The sequence below is a fragment of the Agathobacter sp. LCP21S3_B2 genome, assembly GCF_052118705.1.
Taxonomy (GTDB): Bacteria; Bacillota; Clostridia; order Lachnospirales; family Lachnospiraceae; genus Roseburia.
The window spans coordinates 73,073-90,247 of the sequence record NZ_JBQKGQ010000011.1; the positions used below are offsets into that span (position 1 = coordinate 73,073).

Here is a 17,175-nt window from a genome sequence, read left to right on the forward strand (position 1 = left end):
TTTTACAAATATTTGTTCAATAATTGACATCATAGTAATGGAAATCTTTTCTCATAGAGTATACTTTATATCTCCGACCATCACTCATTTTACTTATATTCTCCAGCATTTCTTCTTCATAATAATATGAACCAATAAAAACACAATCTAAATTTAAATCATTAATATCGTCTACACTATATAAATTTTTTTCACAATCTAGAACTTTTTCCGTTTGAATATAAAAAATTTTACATTTAAATTCACCCCAAAAATACCTGATCAAATCTAAAAAGGCTGTACAATCCTGTCCGCTTCCATATATCCCTATTTTTGTATTTTTATTGTATAATTTTAATTGTTCTTTTATTTTCTGTAAATAGTTATATACTAATTGTTCTATATTTTCATTAGAAATATCTATATTATATAGCTTATTTACACTCAAATAACAATATTGAATATCTAACAAAGAAGATATACATTTAATTTGTTTTGAAAAAAAATTTAAAATCTCTATAATATAATTTTTAAAATCTGATCCCATACATAAATTAAACCTTATAACATCTTGCAGAGCTTTTCTAATGCCATGCATTGCTATAATACTATACAAATTTTTAGTCCTTTCAGCACTTTCAACAAATACATTATTATATACATTTATTTTATTAAATATAGATATTTCATTTATTCTGGAAGTCATGGTTGAATTATTTCTATATCTACGATGATAAAATATCTTATCAATTATCATTATTTTCGGATTACATTGAATAACTTTATAATAAAATGCAACATCTTCATATATTGTATTTTCCAAAAATAATATATAATTCTTCTTGATAAATTCCCTCGAAAATAATGTAAATGGTATATTTAATAATGAAATCCTATTGTAGTATTTATTTACAAATTCTATTCCATTTATGCATAATGGTATTTCATTTAATCTTTCATGAAAGACATATTCATTCCTGTTTCTTCCATTAATATTTCCAAAAATGTCAGCCTCAAAAACTACCATATCCAAATTATCATTTACTGCCAAATTGTAACAATATTCAAGTGAATTGATTTCCAACACATCATCCGAATCAATAAAATAAATATACTCTCCTCGAGCTATTTTTAATCCATTATTTCTTGCAGCACCTTGCCTTTGATTTTCCTGATAAATCGCAATTATATTTTCATATGATTCTTCATATTCTTTTACAATTTCAATACTACCATCTGTAGAGCCATCATCAACAAGGATTATTTCTATCTGATTCAATGACTGATTAATAATACTGTCAACACACTCTTGTAAATACTGTTTTGTATTATATACAGGTATAATTACACTAACTTTTATACTTTCCAATATTGTTATCTCCATCCTTATAAACGCCACCAACTCAATCCTGTTTCTTCCAAATCAGCTATATCATAAATTCCCTTTACATCAATCAGCACCTTATTTTTATTTAAACATTTTCCATATAAAATTCTTAATCCATTAATTCCCATATCTATAAATTGTCTATGTGCTACTGCTACAATAACACAATCTGCAGATTTTATTTCATTAATTGAAAAAAGTTTAATTCCATATTCTAATTCTGCTTCAGTTGATTTTACCCATGGATCAATAACCTTCGGTTCAATACCATAAGTTCGTAAATGCTTAATTATATCCATTACCTTACTATTTCGTATATCTGGACAATCTTCCTTAAATGTCAAACCTAAAATTACAACATTTGCCGTTTTGGGTGCCATTCCCGATTCTACCATTTTCTTAACAGCTTTATCTGCAATGTACCGTCCGACACTATCATTCACAATACGACCATTTAAAATTATCTGACTATGATATCCCAACCGCTCAGCTTCATAAGTGAAATAATATGGATCGACTCCTATACAATGTCCACCTACTAGTCCCGGTCTAAATCCAAGTGCATTCCACTTAGTATTCATTCCATCTACTACTTCATTCGTATCAATTCCCATTTTATCAAATACCATTGCCAGTTCATTCATAAATGCAATATTTATATCTCTTTGGCTATTTTCTACAACCTTAATTGCTTCCGCTGTTTTAATTGATGATACAGGATACGTTCCTACTTTTATTACAATGTCATACACTCCTTTAATATCATTTAACGTTTCCTTATCAATTCCAGATACTATTTTTTTAATATTCTCTAGTCTATGTTTTTTATCTCCTGGATTTATACGTTCCGGTGAATATCCCACTTTAAAGTCTACGCCGCAGGTCATTCCCGATTTTTTCTCCAATATCGGAATGCATACATCCTCTGTGCACCCTGGATATACTGTAGATTCATATACTATAACGGTATCCTTCATCATATTTTTACCTACTATCTCAGAAGCTGAAATCACAGGTGAAAGATCTGGAGTATGATCTGAATTAACAGGAGTTGGCACAGCTATTATTATAAAACTTGCATCTTTTAATCGTGTTTCGTCATTTGTGAATTCTACTTTTGTCGTTCGAATAACGTCATCTCCGACCTCATTCGTTGGATCAATTCCATTCTTATATAAGTTAATTTTGGTTTTGCTCAAATCATACCCTATTACATCTAGTCCATTTTGAGCAAACGCAACAGCAATTGGCATTCCTACATATCCCAAGCCCACAACAGCCAATTTATTTTTTTTATTTATTAATCTACTACATATTGACATATCTACTCCATCTTTCACTCATAATCTCTTATAAATTGTAAAAAGCTTCTTTTATTTCTTTTGGCAAAAAATCTGGTGTAATATTTTCTTTTTCTATAATTAATATTTTTCTTCTATCTATTTTCATACTTGATAATAAATCCAACACAGAAAGAACTATTTTGGAATTAAATATGGAAATAACAATATAGTCATAGCTTTTACTATCTATTAAATTTAATCTTTCAACATCACTTGAATCTACATTTGCTACAATATAGCAATAATCTTGTTCTTTTAAACTGTTCATAAAACGATTAGCAAATACACCTTTTCCATATACTACAATTCGACTTCCTCGTGACATTTCCGGATAAATATTGCATTTTCCATTTTCGAATAACATCTCAGGTGTATCCAGCATCAAATGATGTACTAATTTATATAATAAAAAATCCTTTGAGCATCCCGCATCATTACCAAATCTCTTAAATGAATCAATCAAATGTAATGCTAAAATTTTATACCTAGCATCATCTTTCTTTTTTGTCTGCCATAATATTGAATTTTTTCTTACACAATAGTGATACCAACATCTAGAATCAATATATATACTCTCCATATCTAACAACATGGGGAAAATAACAGCATCATCAACATTTTTCTTCAGATTCTCACTACAATTAAACTCATGTTTTCTAAATAATTCGGTTTTGACCACTTTATCGCACTGTGACATAACCAATGGCTGTAAGAAGAATGGTTGCTGTGATACTTTTACACAAAAATCTCTCCAAAACTTTTCTTTATCATACATACCTTGTTTTAACTGAACTGGTTGTTCTTCTATAAACCCCCTAAATTCCTTTTTCATTCCAAATGCAATAATATTAGGGCTATATTTTTTAATAATTTCTACAACATTTTCATATGCATTGCTTTCAATCCAATCATCAGGATCCAAATTTACAGCATAACTACCAGTTGCAATATTTATTCCGGCCTTTCTAGCACTTACAATACCCCCATTCACCTTATGAATAACGCGTATCCGTTCGTCTATATTTGCATAATTATCACATATTATACCACTAGCATCAGTAGATCCGTCATCAATTAAAATAATCTCTAAATCCTTATATGTTTGCTCAATTACACTTTCAATAGCTTTTTTTATATACTTTTCAACATTATATACTGGAATAATTACAGATATTTTTATACTGTTCAATATTCTTCTCCTTTTTTTGTTACATAAATATTAACTACTCTTTGTCGTGTCATAATATCAAACTGATTAGTTAAAACAAATTTTTCTGTCTCAATAATCTTATTGTGACACCAAGGTAATATACTTATAATATTTATTTTTCTCGGTTTTCTATCTATACTATCACATATATTTTCTATAACTTTCTCACATATATCTATAGAAAAAGGATCAAAAAAATAAAACCAATTGTATTCATCCAATTCATATTTTATATTAATTGCATTCTCATGAATACACTTTATTTCCTTGCTTACATATTTTTTCCCCAATTTATTAAAATTTGAGCATAAAATATCGTACACATTATCTGCATATTCTACCCCACCAACCTTTGAAAAACCATAATCTAAAAAAGAAATTAATGCAGTTCCCTTTCCGCATCCAAAATCAAATATTGCATCTTTTTCATTTGGTATAATATGGCACTTATCTAACAATGGAAAAATTTCCTTTTGTGATGAGTTTACACATGGACGCATACCTTTAATTGAATTCACAAAATCATCAACCTTTATAGGTTCAACTAAATCACATCCACATATTTTTTCCAAATATCTCATAAATTGTACATTAGTATCAGCAGCATCTTTATCATACTCTGCCCCATAAATCACTTCATTCATATCAAAATAAGTTTTATTTTTCACATAACCATGCGACACAAGCCTTTCACGTACCTCAGCAGTCTCTGCTGTACACAACCATACGATAGCATTCTTTACATCTTTGTACCCAAAATCAAATAATGATTCCCTATACAATTCGAATTCATATGGTATAGTATTAGAATACTCTTGCGTGATTATATAATCCGGCTTAATGCTATGATAGTACTTTCCATACCAAGCCACAAATCTCCCTGAATATCCATACCCATAGATTACAATTCTCTTACCCATACATTTATGCATTACCGCATCTAATTTATCTCTAAATTCCTGTAATTCTTGTAACATATCATTTTCTCCTTATTATTATCCCAATGCTCTCTTCAACTGATAAATAACTCTCTCCATAATATCCTTAGGTCCAATTGTAATTCTAAGTCTTAGTGCATCCTTATCGGTAAATAGTCTAATAAGCAATCCATTCTCTTCCATATATGCCCTTACTTTATCAGCATCTGCATTATCTAACTTAATAAATACAAAGTTAGATTCTGATTTATATGCTCTAACTCCCGGTATCTTATTAAGCTCATCAGAAAACCATTCTCGCACTGAATTTGACTTCGCTTTCATTGCCTGATAATAATCTTTATCTTTAATAGCGGCGATAGCAATTCTCCTGCTAATTCCACAAGCACGGAACAATGGTAAATCTAAGCAAATAGTTCTACGGAGCGGATAGCTACACAATCCATATCCTATACGAATATCTGCTAATCCATAAAACTTAGAAAATGTTCTTGTAATTACAACATTACTATACTTAGTAATAATTTTTTTCTCGAATTTGTTATCATCATTACCATATCCCCAATAAGCCTCATCAAGGAGGATTATGGAGTTTTCGTTTTCTTTTATTATTCTCTCTATGTCATCATAATCAATTCCACATCCAGTAGGCATCTGTGGTGATGTAATAATAATCACTTTTGGATGATTTTCTTTTGCCTTCTGTAGGATATCATCAATATTGTACTCGTATGTATCCTCTTTTTCACAAACCTCATAGGTTACACATTTAGCAAATTTTGCATCCGCTACACTCTTGTAATAGCTCCATCCCGGTGCTGGAATTAAGACCATATCTCCTTCGTTTAACAAAATACTTCCAATTGATTTGATAACTTCTGCCGAACCATTGTGAACAAATATATTATTATCTGAAATACCTGTCGATTCTGCCAATGCTTCGACTAATTCATCATTACGTCCCAAATCATAAAGATATAAATCTTCCATCGTTATATCTTTTAATACTTCCAAACATTTTGGTGAGGGTTTGAAGAGATTTTCATTCAAATGCAATCTACCATTCTTCTGAACTGTTGGAACCGAATGATATGATTTCACCTCTGAATACTTAGAAAATACCTTTATTACCTCATTTGATTGATCTAGGTTTTTGTTCATAAATTCATCAAATGTATCATCAAAAGTTCTAAATTCTTCCAGTGTATCAAATTCTAATACTTTATCATTTTCACGTTCTACTTTTCTAAGTTTGAGTTCATCAATATGACGAATATGGAAATCATCCATAAGCATATTTCTTGTATTCTCATCATTCCACTCAGCATTCATATATTTTACAAATGTATCAGAGAATTTTTTATCAAAAAAGCAATCGCCAATTGTGTACCATGCCTTAGCTCCACCTCTGTGAATGTTTGTTATAATACCCTCTTCATCCTCTTCGAGTACACAAAACTCATCACAATATTTTTCTGAATAGACACATGAATAATACGGAGAATACACATATGAATGAAATACATTGTCAGTATAATAATTATCTGAACATAGAATATATGAATTCTTCATATACTCCTGTGCTCTATATAAAGACGCAATATTATTGTACTTGTCGTAGTCCTCATTATGAACGAGAATTACACCATACTTGTCCTTCAAGTATTGGAATTTCTCACTCATAAATCCTGTTACAACTACAATTTCTTCAACTCCGGCTTCTTTAAGCTGACGTATTTCTCTTTCAATGAGTACCTCGCCCTTTACTCGAAAAAGCCCTTTAGGAAGAATATTTGATAATGGCATACACCTTGCACTATATCCTGCAGCCATTATTATTGCGTTATCAACCTTGTATGGTTCAAGTAGTGTTTTTTCTTTCGATGTAAGAGCATTCTCTCCTTCTATTTCTGCTTTATCTCTCAAAATATTAAATTCTTCATTTGTCATATTTATTCCTCCCCAAAATCTATCATTGTTGCAGTGTGTTGTGGATTTCTTTCATTTTCCGGTGGCGGTGTCATATAATCATCTCCATACATATATCTTAAAAATCCATCTGTATCTTTTGGTGCATATGCTACCATATCTTCAAATTTAATTTCTTTATACTCAGTGAGCCACGAACGTAAATATCCTTTGCTTTCCTGTTTCCAATGCCATCCCGGTGTTCGTACATATTTTGTTTGTTTATTATTGTATTTAGAAGCCAATCTATCAAATTCATTTGCTGCTACTTTAATCGGAATCAATGACAAAACTCTATATACCATTCTTTTAGCATAATTTTTTTCATATATTGCCCCTACAACAGAATATCCTATTTTTCGAGCTATATAACATCTAAAATTGTATATCTGCTTTTGAACCCCTTTTTCAGGCATATTGTCGCAAGGGAAAATATCTAGAAATATACCATTTCTGCTATTAATCATCTCGTGATCTGCTCTGCAATATTCCGTATTATTTTTTAATACTCTGCCATATCCCCATCTATATTCAGGATCCGTATGGTATGTCTGCAAAAAATACTTATCACCAAATTCATCTTGGCACACATCACAAAATCTGTCGTAATCTTTTCTTAGCATACGAATATCAATATCATCATCCCATGGAATAAACCCGCCATAACGAACTGCCCCCAATAAAGTACCACCATCTAATTCGTATACTATGCTATATTTACGGCATATTCTATCCACTTCCTTAAGCATTTCTAATTCTATATTCTGTATTTTTTTTAACACATCATCATTATATTCAAAACTCATTTTATCCTCTATAATTATCTTTCGATATAATAAAAGCCCTGCACAAATGCAGGGCTCATACACCAACCGTTTCTGATTCTCCGATATATCTTTTAAGCGACTCCATTCGCACGTTAGCAATTAAATCCATTTAACTATTGTTTATATCGGTCAATTTTCTGATTTACTTAATACTATTTACAAACGAACTAGTTTATTATTCACATTAATACAAATACCTTTTTGATATCTAATTAGACATCCTATCTTTTCCATTCTATATTTTTTCTTAGTATTCTAATCGGACTACCTGCACATGTACAATCCGGTAATATCACTTTATTTACAACTGAAGCTGCCCCTACAATACAGCCATCTCCCACATCACATCCCGGCAATATTATACATCCCATTCCACACCACACATGATTTCCTATCCTTATTGCATTGCGGTTTGTAATATTTTCTTCTGTACTTTTGTCTATTATTTGATGACTTCCAACATTAATTTTTACATAAAATGAAAACATACACTCTTTCCCTATTATCACATCAGAATATTCACAAACAAGATAAAGATTTGTTCCAAAAGTCGTACCTTCACCAATTAAAATTCTTCCTTTATTTAATCCTATTTTTCCATAATCCCCTACGACACATATATTTGATATTTGAATTATTGATGTATTCTGTGAACTTATTGATATCTTTTTGCCAATACTACATTCTCTTGACAAGCGTATCACAGAGTCTTTTTTTGCCAGTAATTCGCTATTTTCTCCTATTGAAGTTCTTTCATATAAATTTACAAATGATCCATTTTCTGCAATGATTTTAACACTACATCCTATACAACTTCTCTCACCAATATGTATATGTGAATGCTCTACTGCTATTAAAATGGTTTTTTCCCCAATAATAACATTATCATCTATCTCTATAATAGAAGTTTCATCCGCTACAATCTGAACATTATTATCAATATATGCCTTATCAGATATTTTGCAATTTTTATTTAAAACACTATTTGCGGTTTTCTCAAACATATCATCCATTAATGGACTAATTAAAATAAGTCTATCTATATCATATTGTTCTATTTCATCCCTTACATGCCATAATATTCCCCCATTAACTGCAAGAATAACACAATCAAAATGCTTATTTTCTTCTTCGATCCTGTATACATTTTTTCCATAGAGTTTCTTTGGATTATCGTATCTATTTGATACTAAAAAACCAACGACTTCCGTCCCCCCATTTTTTGATAATTCAAGCGTTTTCCATACCCTCAATGCTACTGACTTTGCTCCATATATATATACCATTTTTCCCTTAACCTTGTCACATAATTCCTCTACATTTCCTACTATAATCTCTTCCATAGTATTTTCCACCACCTTTCTATTGCTACCACCATATCCTCTCCAATCGCCCTAATCGTCCGAAGCACTTCCTCTCTTGCTCCTCTAGGGAAACTGTTCACACAAGGGAATGTCTCAAAGCTCAGTGTTCCATCAAAACCTATCTCACTCAGAGCTTTGCAGAAATCCTCCCAGTCCACACCGTCATCCGGCTTTGTACCGAAGGTGTACGGCATCTGGTGCAGGTCACCGATTGCGTCATTTTCATGCATATGCAGTATTTTAAGCCTGCTGCCGATTTGTCTGATATAGTCGGCCGGTTCTCTGTGTGTCAGCTCCATATGGCCTGTATCCAGACAGCAGCCAAACAACTCTTCGCCTGCCAGTTGGTTGAGCACGTCCACGTACCACGCGGCTTCTGTCGGATTGGCGCAGGTTCCCTCTGTGATTCTGGCACCGACACTCTCATACAGGTTTTCCACACAAACGCCCACATGGTGCTCCTTTAGCATAGGGATAATGGATTGGAAATACTGCAGGTTCATCGCCTGCTCTGCTTCAAGATCGTATTTGTATTGAAGCTTTAAGGGGTGCATTACCACCCACGGTATCTGCATCCGGCCTGCGATTGCTATGCTCTTTGGGATTACGACCTTTTGCATGTAGTCAGTCACATCTGCTCTTGTTGGTACCAGAATCGGGTACGGTGCGTGCATCTGTGATGGCTTTATGCCGTATTTCTCAAACATCTTTCTGTATTCCTCAAAATATGAAAGCAGGCTTTCTAAGTCATTATCAAAGAATGTGTTGATTCGGCCTGCGTACACGTCTGAGTTTTTGAGAAATGTATCCAGATTAAAGTCTACTCTCTCAAAGCCTGCTGCAGCTATGAGTGCTACACCCTTTTCCAGTCCCATTTCGGGTAATATTCCTTTTGTCTGTACTCCTACTTTTATCATAATGTGTTTCCTCATCTATATCAATTATCTGTCATAATTCCGGTCAGATCTTTTTTATCATACACTCTTTCTTATAAAAGCATATGCCATACTGTATAATGTCTGTATATCCTAATAAAGCCCTTTAATCTATACAAAATATTGGTCGTGAAATTCTTCGTATTCTACACCCATCTCGCGAAGCTGTGCACCGATTGCATCGTAATACATGCAGCATATCACTACATTCCGTTCCCCTGCCGGGACTGTCAGTATCTCCTGCGGGCTCTTGACAGACACTCCGAACACTTTGGTGCCCCATCTGCTCTGTCCGTTGTCCACAGCAAAATATGGTGGATATTTCTCCCCGAACACACGCATATAGTCGGTGAGCATCTGGCCTGCTCCAAAGAGTATGAGCTTTTTGTCCGGCTTATTAAGCACTCTCTCCGCAAATGTATACTGACTCTCCCAATCCTCTGCAATCGCATGCATCAGACGTATATACTGTGCCTGCAATTTTTCCGGACATCTGCCAAACAGGCCTGTTGTATCAAATATCAGCCAGCCGCCAAATTCCATGTGAATCAGCTCCTGCACTATGTGATACCAGTCTGTCACGAGGTCACCTCTGCCTTTGGTGAAGGTATATGGCATCTGCTTATCATTCCTTGTGCCGCCGTTATCATTAGCATGTATCGCACACAGATAATCCTTGCACTGATATATCTGACTCCTGATATTTTTTGCCAGAAGATTTCCATAGCCTATGTTATAGCATATTCCAACCATCGGCTCTTCGCACAGGCGATTGCAATACTGTGCTGTTTTCATCAGGTCTGATACGTCCGAGTATGTGTTGTGTATATATCCGATCTCATCATCGCCTCTGCAGCCGTTTTCCAGAAATATTGGTATCTTGTAGTCTGATATCATCATGGCACATTCCTCGACTACATTTTCGAGCACCTCCGGCTCGCAGTTCATGGTAGACAGCACTACATAGTGCCCCTGATATTTCCTGCAGATTTCCAGCACATCGTACAGCTTGTCCGGTGTCAGTCCGTGCAGCTCACATATCAGTCCCGATACCATCAGAATGCGGTTGTCTCCCGCCTTTTTCTTATAGGTGGGCAGTGCATTATTTGCAAGCACCTCATATGGTATCTCTGCATATGAGAAGCCTCCCTCTGCAATTGCCTCCAGGCTAAGCGGTGCTCGGTATTGTATTCCTTTTAGCATTTTTTTCTCCTGTTTCCTTACAAATATTTGTCTGCCACATTGATAAAGATGTCTGTCACACCCCACAATGCAAACTCTCTCAAATCCTGTTTAGTCGTTCTGTTATTGTTGTGATACAGCTTTTCTATTCCGTTCCATGCCCTGACCGGCTTTCCCTGCCAGCGCTCAGGCAGTTCGCAATCCAGCTCTCCTATATCCGGGTGCAGCGCATCTGCCTTTGCATAATCGCCCCATTTGATGCAATCACTGAGCCTTCCTGCCAGCATTCCCGTCTCACATGCCGGGTCTATTTCCTTCATTTTCTTTACGGATTCTGCCCAGAAGGATGAGTACACTATGTATTTTTCCATTCCGTGCTTTTTGACCAGGTCATAGGTTTTCTGCTCTATGCCTTCATAGTGAATTACGCTTGTTTTTAGCTCGACATTGATTTTCAGGCCATCTTTCTCACAGTATGGCTTTAACAGCTCGAGCACCTCTTCAAAGGTTGGTATCTGTATATATTTTCTATCACAATTGAATTTTTTCGTGTCACGTATCGCTATATGCTTTAGCTCATCAAGTGTATAGTCTGTCAGCCTGCCCTTTGCATCTGTCACGCGGTCAAGCGTCTCATCGTGAAATACCATGACTTCTCCGTCCTTTGATAGCTGCACATCAAGCTCGATTCCCTTTATTCCCGGAACCTGCGCCGCCTTTTCGTATGCAAGCAGTGTGTTCTCAGGATACTCTGTGGAGAGGCCTCTATGTGCCCATATTCCGACACTTTCGCGCTCTTTTTCTGTTGCTTTTCTTCTCGTTGCCACGCTTGTGCCCAAAAACTGCTCCATGACATCTATCGTGGCAAGTGTCTCTTCCTCTGTGACGCCTGCTCCTATCGGATCACCCTTGCAATCCTCTATAAAACCTACAATTTCATATACCAGCCCTGCTCCTATGAAGTCATCCTCATATACATCTTTCTTTGTCGGATCCTCATAGCGCACTTCAAATTTCTTTGTAAGCCACCATGGTGATTCTGCCAGAATATAGCCCTTAGTTCCTGATATCAATAGCTGCCCCTCAGACTTCACACCGAGTCCCATCTTGGCTGTTGCCATGCCGTTTTCATATGTAAAGTACAGCTTGGTGTATTTGTCCACACCGTTCGGCGCATTGATTGCCTGAACCCGCAGATTTATATAGTCACAGCCCATCAGTTTAAATATCGGAAGCATGCAATAAGTGCCAAGCTCTGTGACACTGCCTCCGCTCTCTATATCCGTGAGTTCCCGGCCACAGGTGCTCTCCAGCTTTGTAAAGGCTGCTTCCACATCGCATATCTCTCCTATTACTCCGCTTTTTGCAACCTCTAAAAGCTTCAAAAAGCCCGGACAGTACGCGGTTTTGACTGCCTCGCGAAGTATCAGCTTTCTCTCTTTTGCAATCTGAAACAGCTCCTCTGCCTCTCTTAGCACCAGCGTCATCGGTTTTTCACAAAGTACATGTTTTCCGGCTTCAAGTGACTTCTTTACATACTCATAATGTGTCGCATGAGGGGATGCTATATATACGGCATCGCATGCTTCGAATAATTGTGCGAGGTCTGAGGTTGCTATTGGTCTGTCTACATTTTTATCATCTGTGCAAATACCTTCTACAAAGCGCTCTGCACTTTTGCTGTGCGGATTGTATACACTGGATAAAGTGGCTTCCTCTACCATTTTGAGATCCTGCACAAAACGGTGAGCTATTCTTCCTGTGCCGATTATGCCTATTTTGATTTTTTTCTTTTCCATATCTATGTACCTATGTCTCTATAATATGCCTGATTATTTTAATTTCTAATATTATTATGCGTTTTGTTCTTCTCCTTCATAAACTCCTCGGTGATACCTGCCATCGCGATTGCTTCCTCCGCTGTCAGCTTGTACCCATGCCTGTCTATTCCATTGACCTTTGACACGAAATCGCTGATTTCATAACGAAAGCCCTCTCCCTGAAATGTCGGCTCATAGACCTCCACCTTACCCGGATCCTCATAATGCACCTCAAACCTTCTGGTGAGCCACCATGGTGACGGCGCGAGAATGTATCCGTTGGTTCCTGCTATGACAAGCTGTCCTTCTGATTTGACAGCCACACCGTTTTTGGCTAATGCTGTCGCATTATCGTATTTAAGCGATACCTTTGTATACACATCAACCCCTGTCTCATCATACAGTATGTCAAAATGCAAACTCTTGTAGTCATTACCCAGGAGTTTAATCGCAGGAAGAAGCGTATAGCTGCTGAACTCTAAGAAGCTGCCTCCGTAACTGGCGTCCGTTCTTTCTCTGGATTCCTTATTTGCCAATCGCGTGAAACAGGCCTCCACATCACGGATTTCACCTATTTTGCCACTATTTGCCACGTTGAGGAGCTGTCCAAAGCCCGGACAGTATGCTGTCTTTACTGCTTCCATCAGTACTAAATCATGTAACCTTGCATATTCGTAAAGACTCTCTGCCTCTCTTTTTGTAAACGCTGCCGGCTTCTCACACAAAACATGTTTTCCCAGCTCTAATGCCTGCTTAGCGTATCCGTAGTGGGTCTCATTCGGAGATGCTATATATACGGCATCTACCTCCTCCAAAAATTTCTCATAATCCCCATGATAGTTAGGTAAGTCATGTCTGTTATTCCATGCATATTTGCTATGAACTTCAGGATTATATGTACAACACAAATTTACACCACTAACATATTTTAATTCTGCTATAAATCTAGGCAAAAGCCGACCTGTCCCTACAATTCCTAAATTCACAATCTTAAATCTATTTTTCCTAATCATTGTGGATGAAATGTCTGGCGTTCGTTCCAAATAAACCACTTTACAAAACTGCTTGAGATAATCAAACGTACCTATCCAATCTGAACCTACCGTAAAAATATCCACTCCATACTTCTGAATATCCTCTATCTTTTGTCCATCATGATCTTCTATGATAATCTCATCTGCAAATCCGGTCTTTTTGACATTTTCAATTCGCTCCATAATAGAGTCAACTACATTCACCTTTCCTCTAGCCTCGTCAAAGTGTTCTGTAGTAACTCCGACTATCAGATAATCACCAAGCTCTTTTGCTCGCTGTAAAAGTTTGTAGTGACCCTCGTGGAACAAATCAAATGTTCCATACGTTATAACCTTTGTCATATTCTATTCCCTTATGCCTCCATGCATTAATATTATAAAGCGAAATGCAATCTATTACTTCATCCATAAAAGCCACTCAAAACTTAATTGTTTGAATGGCTTTTCTTGTAAAATTCATTAGCTAACAGTTTAAATTAAGTGTACAAACATTTTATGTATTCTATCCCTAAAAGTAAACGACTTTTTAACTCTCTCTAAGCCATTTTTAGCAATTCTCTTTCTAATATCATCATGTTTAATATAATAATTAGCTTTATCATACATTTCTTCAAAGCTTCCATATACTTCACATTCATTGCCCACAATAAAGTCCTGAACTAATTCTTCTTGATAATTTGACAGCAAAAAGCCGCCACATCCTAATACATCTACACATCTCAATGGAATACCAGTTCTTATTGCCTTTAACGAAATATTCATATTTATTTTGCTTAATTTAAATATGTATGGCATTTGTTTATAATAATCAACAGGACCATGTATATTTAAATTGCTTATAGGTATTTTTTCTGTTGTATATAAATGCGTGTCAAAATGATTTGCAAGTAATGACAATATAATTATCCTTTCTCTATTTGTTGTCTCACACAACATCATATATTCAAGTTCTCTTTTTTCAATTCTAAAATCTAATCCCGCAGTTATATACTCTTCATTAATAGTTTTTAACAATTCATCTGTTAGAAATTCCGGAATAAAACAATTATTATACATATCCCTTTGCTTTACTATCATATCATTTAATAGTTGCTTTATATTATTACTTAATGGGTTAGTATATATTGGATAATCTGTCTTATATAATTTTCCTACCATACTGATTTGAGAAGAATATTCATTTACAGCATTATTGTTAATTCTCAAATTAAAAACTTCTGGATCTACTGCCAATGGCAAATGTTCCATAATTATTCCCTGTTTTTGATACTCTTGAGTCTGTCCCCAATCAAACATATAAATTTTATTACATGAATTTTTCATCATACTGTTATCTCTTATATGCATAGGAGAATCATAAACCCATGAAATATATTCAATCCCATATTGTTGACAAACTTTTGATACAATTGGAGCAAAATTTACAGAAAAAACTGCAGCATATATATTATTTTTAAGTTGTTTTTGAACCATTTCTTCGAATACCGGATCCTGCTCCCAATCGGTCTGCTGATAATATAAAATATCATATTCTATGTTTAACTGCCTAAATGCTCTTTCGATTCCTGCATTCATAAATGAATACCACTTATAAAATAAAATTTTTTTCATCTGACTACGCCTTACATCTCAATTGCTTTATCATCTTAAATGCCTCAACATATCTACCCCTGAATTTCCAGCCCTTAATAAAGTCAATTACCTTATGGCTTCCCAGTTCCAAGGAAATGATTGTTCACCTAGTTCTGTATCATATATTTTCATTGATGAGCGGTGACCAACCTAAACAACACCATATGTCTGGATTATCTTCATCTATAAACTCAATTGCTTCATCATCATTTATATTTCTAATATATAGAATATTATTCATTTTATATAATGGTACAATTCCCTTAAAATCTGAATTAATTGATGAGTTTTTCTTTGTAATTACTCAGCAAATTTCATCACCACTTTTTATCAAGGCATTCAAAAATATATATGAAGAAATAACACAACCTGTATATAATATTCTCATTCTCACTTAATATCATAAAATTTCTTATGTACTTGCAACATATTTTCAAGTAAAAATTTTTTGGTTATTTCTACAATTTTATTAGAAGTATTTCCGTCTCCATATGGATTGCATGACATCTTAACCTTTTTTTTAAATTCACTTGATAATGCCTTATCTATTGCTTCTAAAATATCATTTTTATTTGGTTCGCAATTAATTACACTTGATGCCTGAATTCTCCCTTTTTGCCTATCCCCAATATTTATTGTTGGAATTTTAAAACTTGGCACTTCTATTATTCCACTCGAAGAATTTCCAATTACAAAATCTGCAATTGCCAACATTGACATATATCTCTGCATACCCAACGAATCAAATAAAACTACATTTTCAAATTCATCTGAACAAATCTTTAATTGTTCATTTATTATACGCCCACCTACATCTGCATTTGCCTTAGTACATATAAATGTTATTTCAGGATGTTGTATTATGGCATTTATAATCTCACTTATTTGAATACCTGCCGTATTTTCTTCCAATGTTACTGGATGAAATGTTAAAATCGCAATTTTATCTCCAAGATGGCATTTTAATGAATTCTCCAACTTAGCTTTTGATAAGAATGACGTATGTAAGGCATTTTCTACACCCAAAGCTCCAACGCAAAAAACTCTTTCCGGAGCCTCCCCCATTTGAATAACTCTGTTCCTATATTCATCAGTACTTGTAAAATGCAGATAACTCAGCTTAGTTATTGCATTTCTCAACGCCTCATCAACTGATCCTTCTGTTGCTTCTCCTCCATGCAAATGTATTATCGGTATTTGCGCATTTAAAGCAGCTACACATACTGCTAACGTTTCATATCTATCACCTAAAACCATTATGGCATCTGGCATGCACTCAGAAAAATAATCTGCAAATCCAATCATTGCCAAGCCCATCGTCTTCGATATCGCCACTGGAGTATCTGAATTTAATAAAATATCAATTTCCTTGTCGATTGCTATACCGTCTTTTTTTATTTCATTAACTGTCATTCCAAACTCTGGTGACAGATGTGCACCTGTCGCAACAACTCGCGCATCAATTTCCGGCTCTTTATTTAACTTTTTTATTATAGGTGAAAGCAAACCATATTCGGCTCTTGTAGCTGTTAAAATTACGATTTTTTTCAAAATAT

General features: G+C 34.8%; 13 protein-coding genes. All 13 read right to left on the reverse strand.

From position 1 onward, the window contains the following. Nucleotides 1–16: 16 nt before the first annotated feature. Nucleotides 17–1,363 carry a glycosyltransferase family 2 protein gene (locus ACTQ1L_RS09585; protein WP_441366795.1) on the reverse strand — a complete coding sequence of 449 codons (1,347 nt, stop codon included), beginning with the start codon at nucleotides 1,361–1,363 and terminating at the stop codon, nucleotides 17–19. A gap of 2 nt (nucleotides 1,364–1,365) precedes the next feature. Continuing rightward, on the reverse strand, nucleotides 1,366–2,688 hold the full coding sequence (locus ACTQ1L_RS09590) for a nucleotide sugar dehydrogenase (RefSeq protein ID WP_441366875.1): 1,323 nt from the start codon (nucleotides 2,686–2,688) through the stop codon (nucleotides 1,366–1,368). 28 nt (nucleotides 2,689–2,716) lie between these two features. After that, nucleotides 2,717–3,898: a glycosyltransferase family 2 protein gene (locus ACTQ1L_RS09595; protein ID WP_441366796.1), complete on the reverse strand. Its 1,182-nt coding sequence runs from the start codon at nucleotides 3,896–3,898 to the stop codon at nucleotides 2,717–2,719. Beyond that, entirely contained in the window at nucleotides 3,895–4,896 is a 1,002-nt protein-coding gene (locus tag ACTQ1L_RS09600) for a hypothetical protein (RefSeq protein WP_441366798.1), read from the reverse strand. Before ACTQ1L_RS09600 ends, ACTQ1L_RS09595 begins: the two co-directional genes overlap by 4 nt. 18 nt (nucleotides 4,897–4,914) lie before the next feature. After that, a complete protein-coding gene (locus tag ACTQ1L_RS09605; RefSeq protein WP_441366799.1) occupies nucleotides 4,915–6,807 on the reverse strand; it encodes an aminotransferase class I/II-fold pyridoxal phosphate-dependent enzyme in 1,893 nt (630 codons plus the stop codon). Between the two features lie 2 nt (nucleotides 6,808–6,809). Continuing rightward, nucleotides 6,810–7,631: a LicD family protein gene (locus tag ACTQ1L_RS09610; RefSeq protein WP_441366801.1), complete on the reverse strand. Its 822-nt coding sequence runs from the start codon at nucleotides 7,629–7,631 to the stop codon at nucleotides 6,810–6,812. A 242-nt stretch (nucleotides 7,632–7,873) separates the two neighbouring features. Further along, complete coding sequence (locus tag ACTQ1L_RS09615; RefSeq protein ID WP_441366802.1) at nucleotides 7,874–8,995, reverse strand: acyltransferase; 1,122 nt, start codon at nucleotides 8,993–8,995, stop codon at nucleotides 7,874–7,876. Next, the gene (locus ACTQ1L_RS09620) at nucleotides 8,980–9,933 is read right to left on the reverse strand and encodes a sugar phosphate isomerase/epimerase family protein (protein ID WP_441366804.1); all 954 of its coding nucleotides are present in this window, start codon (nucleotides 9,931–9,933) and stop codon (nucleotides 8,980–8,982) included. The genes ACTQ1L_RS09615 and ACTQ1L_RS09620 overlap by 16 nt, the downstream gene beginning before the upstream one ends. 129 nt (nucleotides 9,934–10,062) lie before the next feature. After that, nucleotides 10,063–11,154: a sugar phosphate isomerase/epimerase family protein gene (locus ACTQ1L_RS09625; RefSeq protein WP_441366806.1), complete on the reverse strand. Its 1,092-nt coding sequence runs from the start codon at nucleotides 11,152–11,154 to the stop codon at nucleotides 10,063–10,065. A 17-nt stretch (nucleotides 11,155–11,171) separates the two neighbouring features. Continuing rightward, a complete protein-coding gene (locus tag ACTQ1L_RS09630; RefSeq protein WP_441366808.1) occupies nucleotides 11,172–12,932 on the reverse strand; it encodes a glycerophosphodiester phosphodiesterase family protein in 1,761 nt (586 codons plus the stop codon). A gap of 38 nt (nucleotides 12,933–12,970) precedes the next feature. After that, nucleotides 12,971–14,329, reverse strand: a complete 1,359-nt coding sequence (locus tag ACTQ1L_RS09635) for a Gfo/Idh/MocA family oxidoreductase (RefSeq protein ID WP_441366809.1) — start codon at nucleotides 14,327–14,329, stop codon at nucleotides 12,971–12,973. A gap of 129 nt (nucleotides 14,330–14,458) precedes the next feature. Then, entirely contained in the window at nucleotides 14,459–15,562 is a 1,104-nt protein-coding gene (locus ACTQ1L_RS09640) for a glycosyltransferase family protein (protein WP_441366811.1), read from the reverse strand. A gap of 447 nt (nucleotides 15,563–16,009) precedes the next feature. Further along, a complete protein-coding gene (gene neuC, locus ACTQ1L_RS09645) occupies nucleotides 16,010–17,170 on the reverse strand; it encodes a UDP-N-acetylglucosamine 2-epimerase (RefSeq protein ID WP_441366813.1) in 1,161 nt (386 codons plus the stop codon). Nucleotides 17,171–17,175 lie beyond the last annotated feature (5 nt).

Coding starts and splice junctions, on each gene's coding strand:
- ACTQ1L_RS09585 (WP_441366795.1), bottom strand. CDS start 1,363: ATGGAGATAACAATATTGGAAAGTATAAAAGTTAGTGTAATTATACCT.
- ACTQ1L_RS09590 (WP_441366875.1), bottom strand. CDS start 2,688: ATGTCAATATGTAGTAGATTAATAAATAAAAAAAATAAATTGGCTGTT.
- ACTQ1L_RS09600 (WP_441366798.1), bottom strand. CDS start 4,896: ATGTTACAAGAATTACAGGAATTTAGAGATAAATTAGATGCGGTAATG.
- ACTQ1L_RS09605 (WP_441366799.1), bottom strand. CDS start 6,807: ATGACAAATGAAGAATTTAATATTTTGAGAGATAAAGCAGAAATAGAA.
- ACTQ1L_RS09610 (WP_441366801.1), bottom strand. CDS start 7,631: ATGAGTTTTGAATATAATGATGATGTGTTAAAAAAAATACAGAATATA.
- ACTQ1L_RS09615 (WP_441366802.1), bottom strand. CDS start 8,995: ATGGAAGAGATTATAGTAGGAAATGTAGAGGAATTATGTGACAAGGTT.
- ACTQ1L_RS09620 (WP_441366804.1), bottom strand. CDS start 9,933: ATGATAAAAGTAGGAGTACAGACAAAAGGAATATTACCCGAAATGGGA.
- ACTQ1L_RS09625 (WP_441366806.1), bottom strand. CDS start 11,154: ATGCTAAAAGGAATACAATACCGAGCACCGCTTAGCCTGGAGGCAATT.
- ACTQ1L_RS09630 (WP_441366808.1), bottom strand. CDS start 12,932: ATGGAAAAGAAAAAAATCAAAATAGGCATAATCGGCACAGGAAGAATA.
- ACTQ1L_RS09635 (WP_441366809.1), bottom strand. CDS start 14,329: ATGACAAAGGTTATAACGTATGGAACATTTGATTTGTTCCACGAGGGT.
- ACTQ1L_RS09640 (WP_441366811.1), bottom strand. CDS start 15,562: ATGAATGCAGGAATCGAAAGAGCATTTAGGCAGTTAAACATAGAATAT.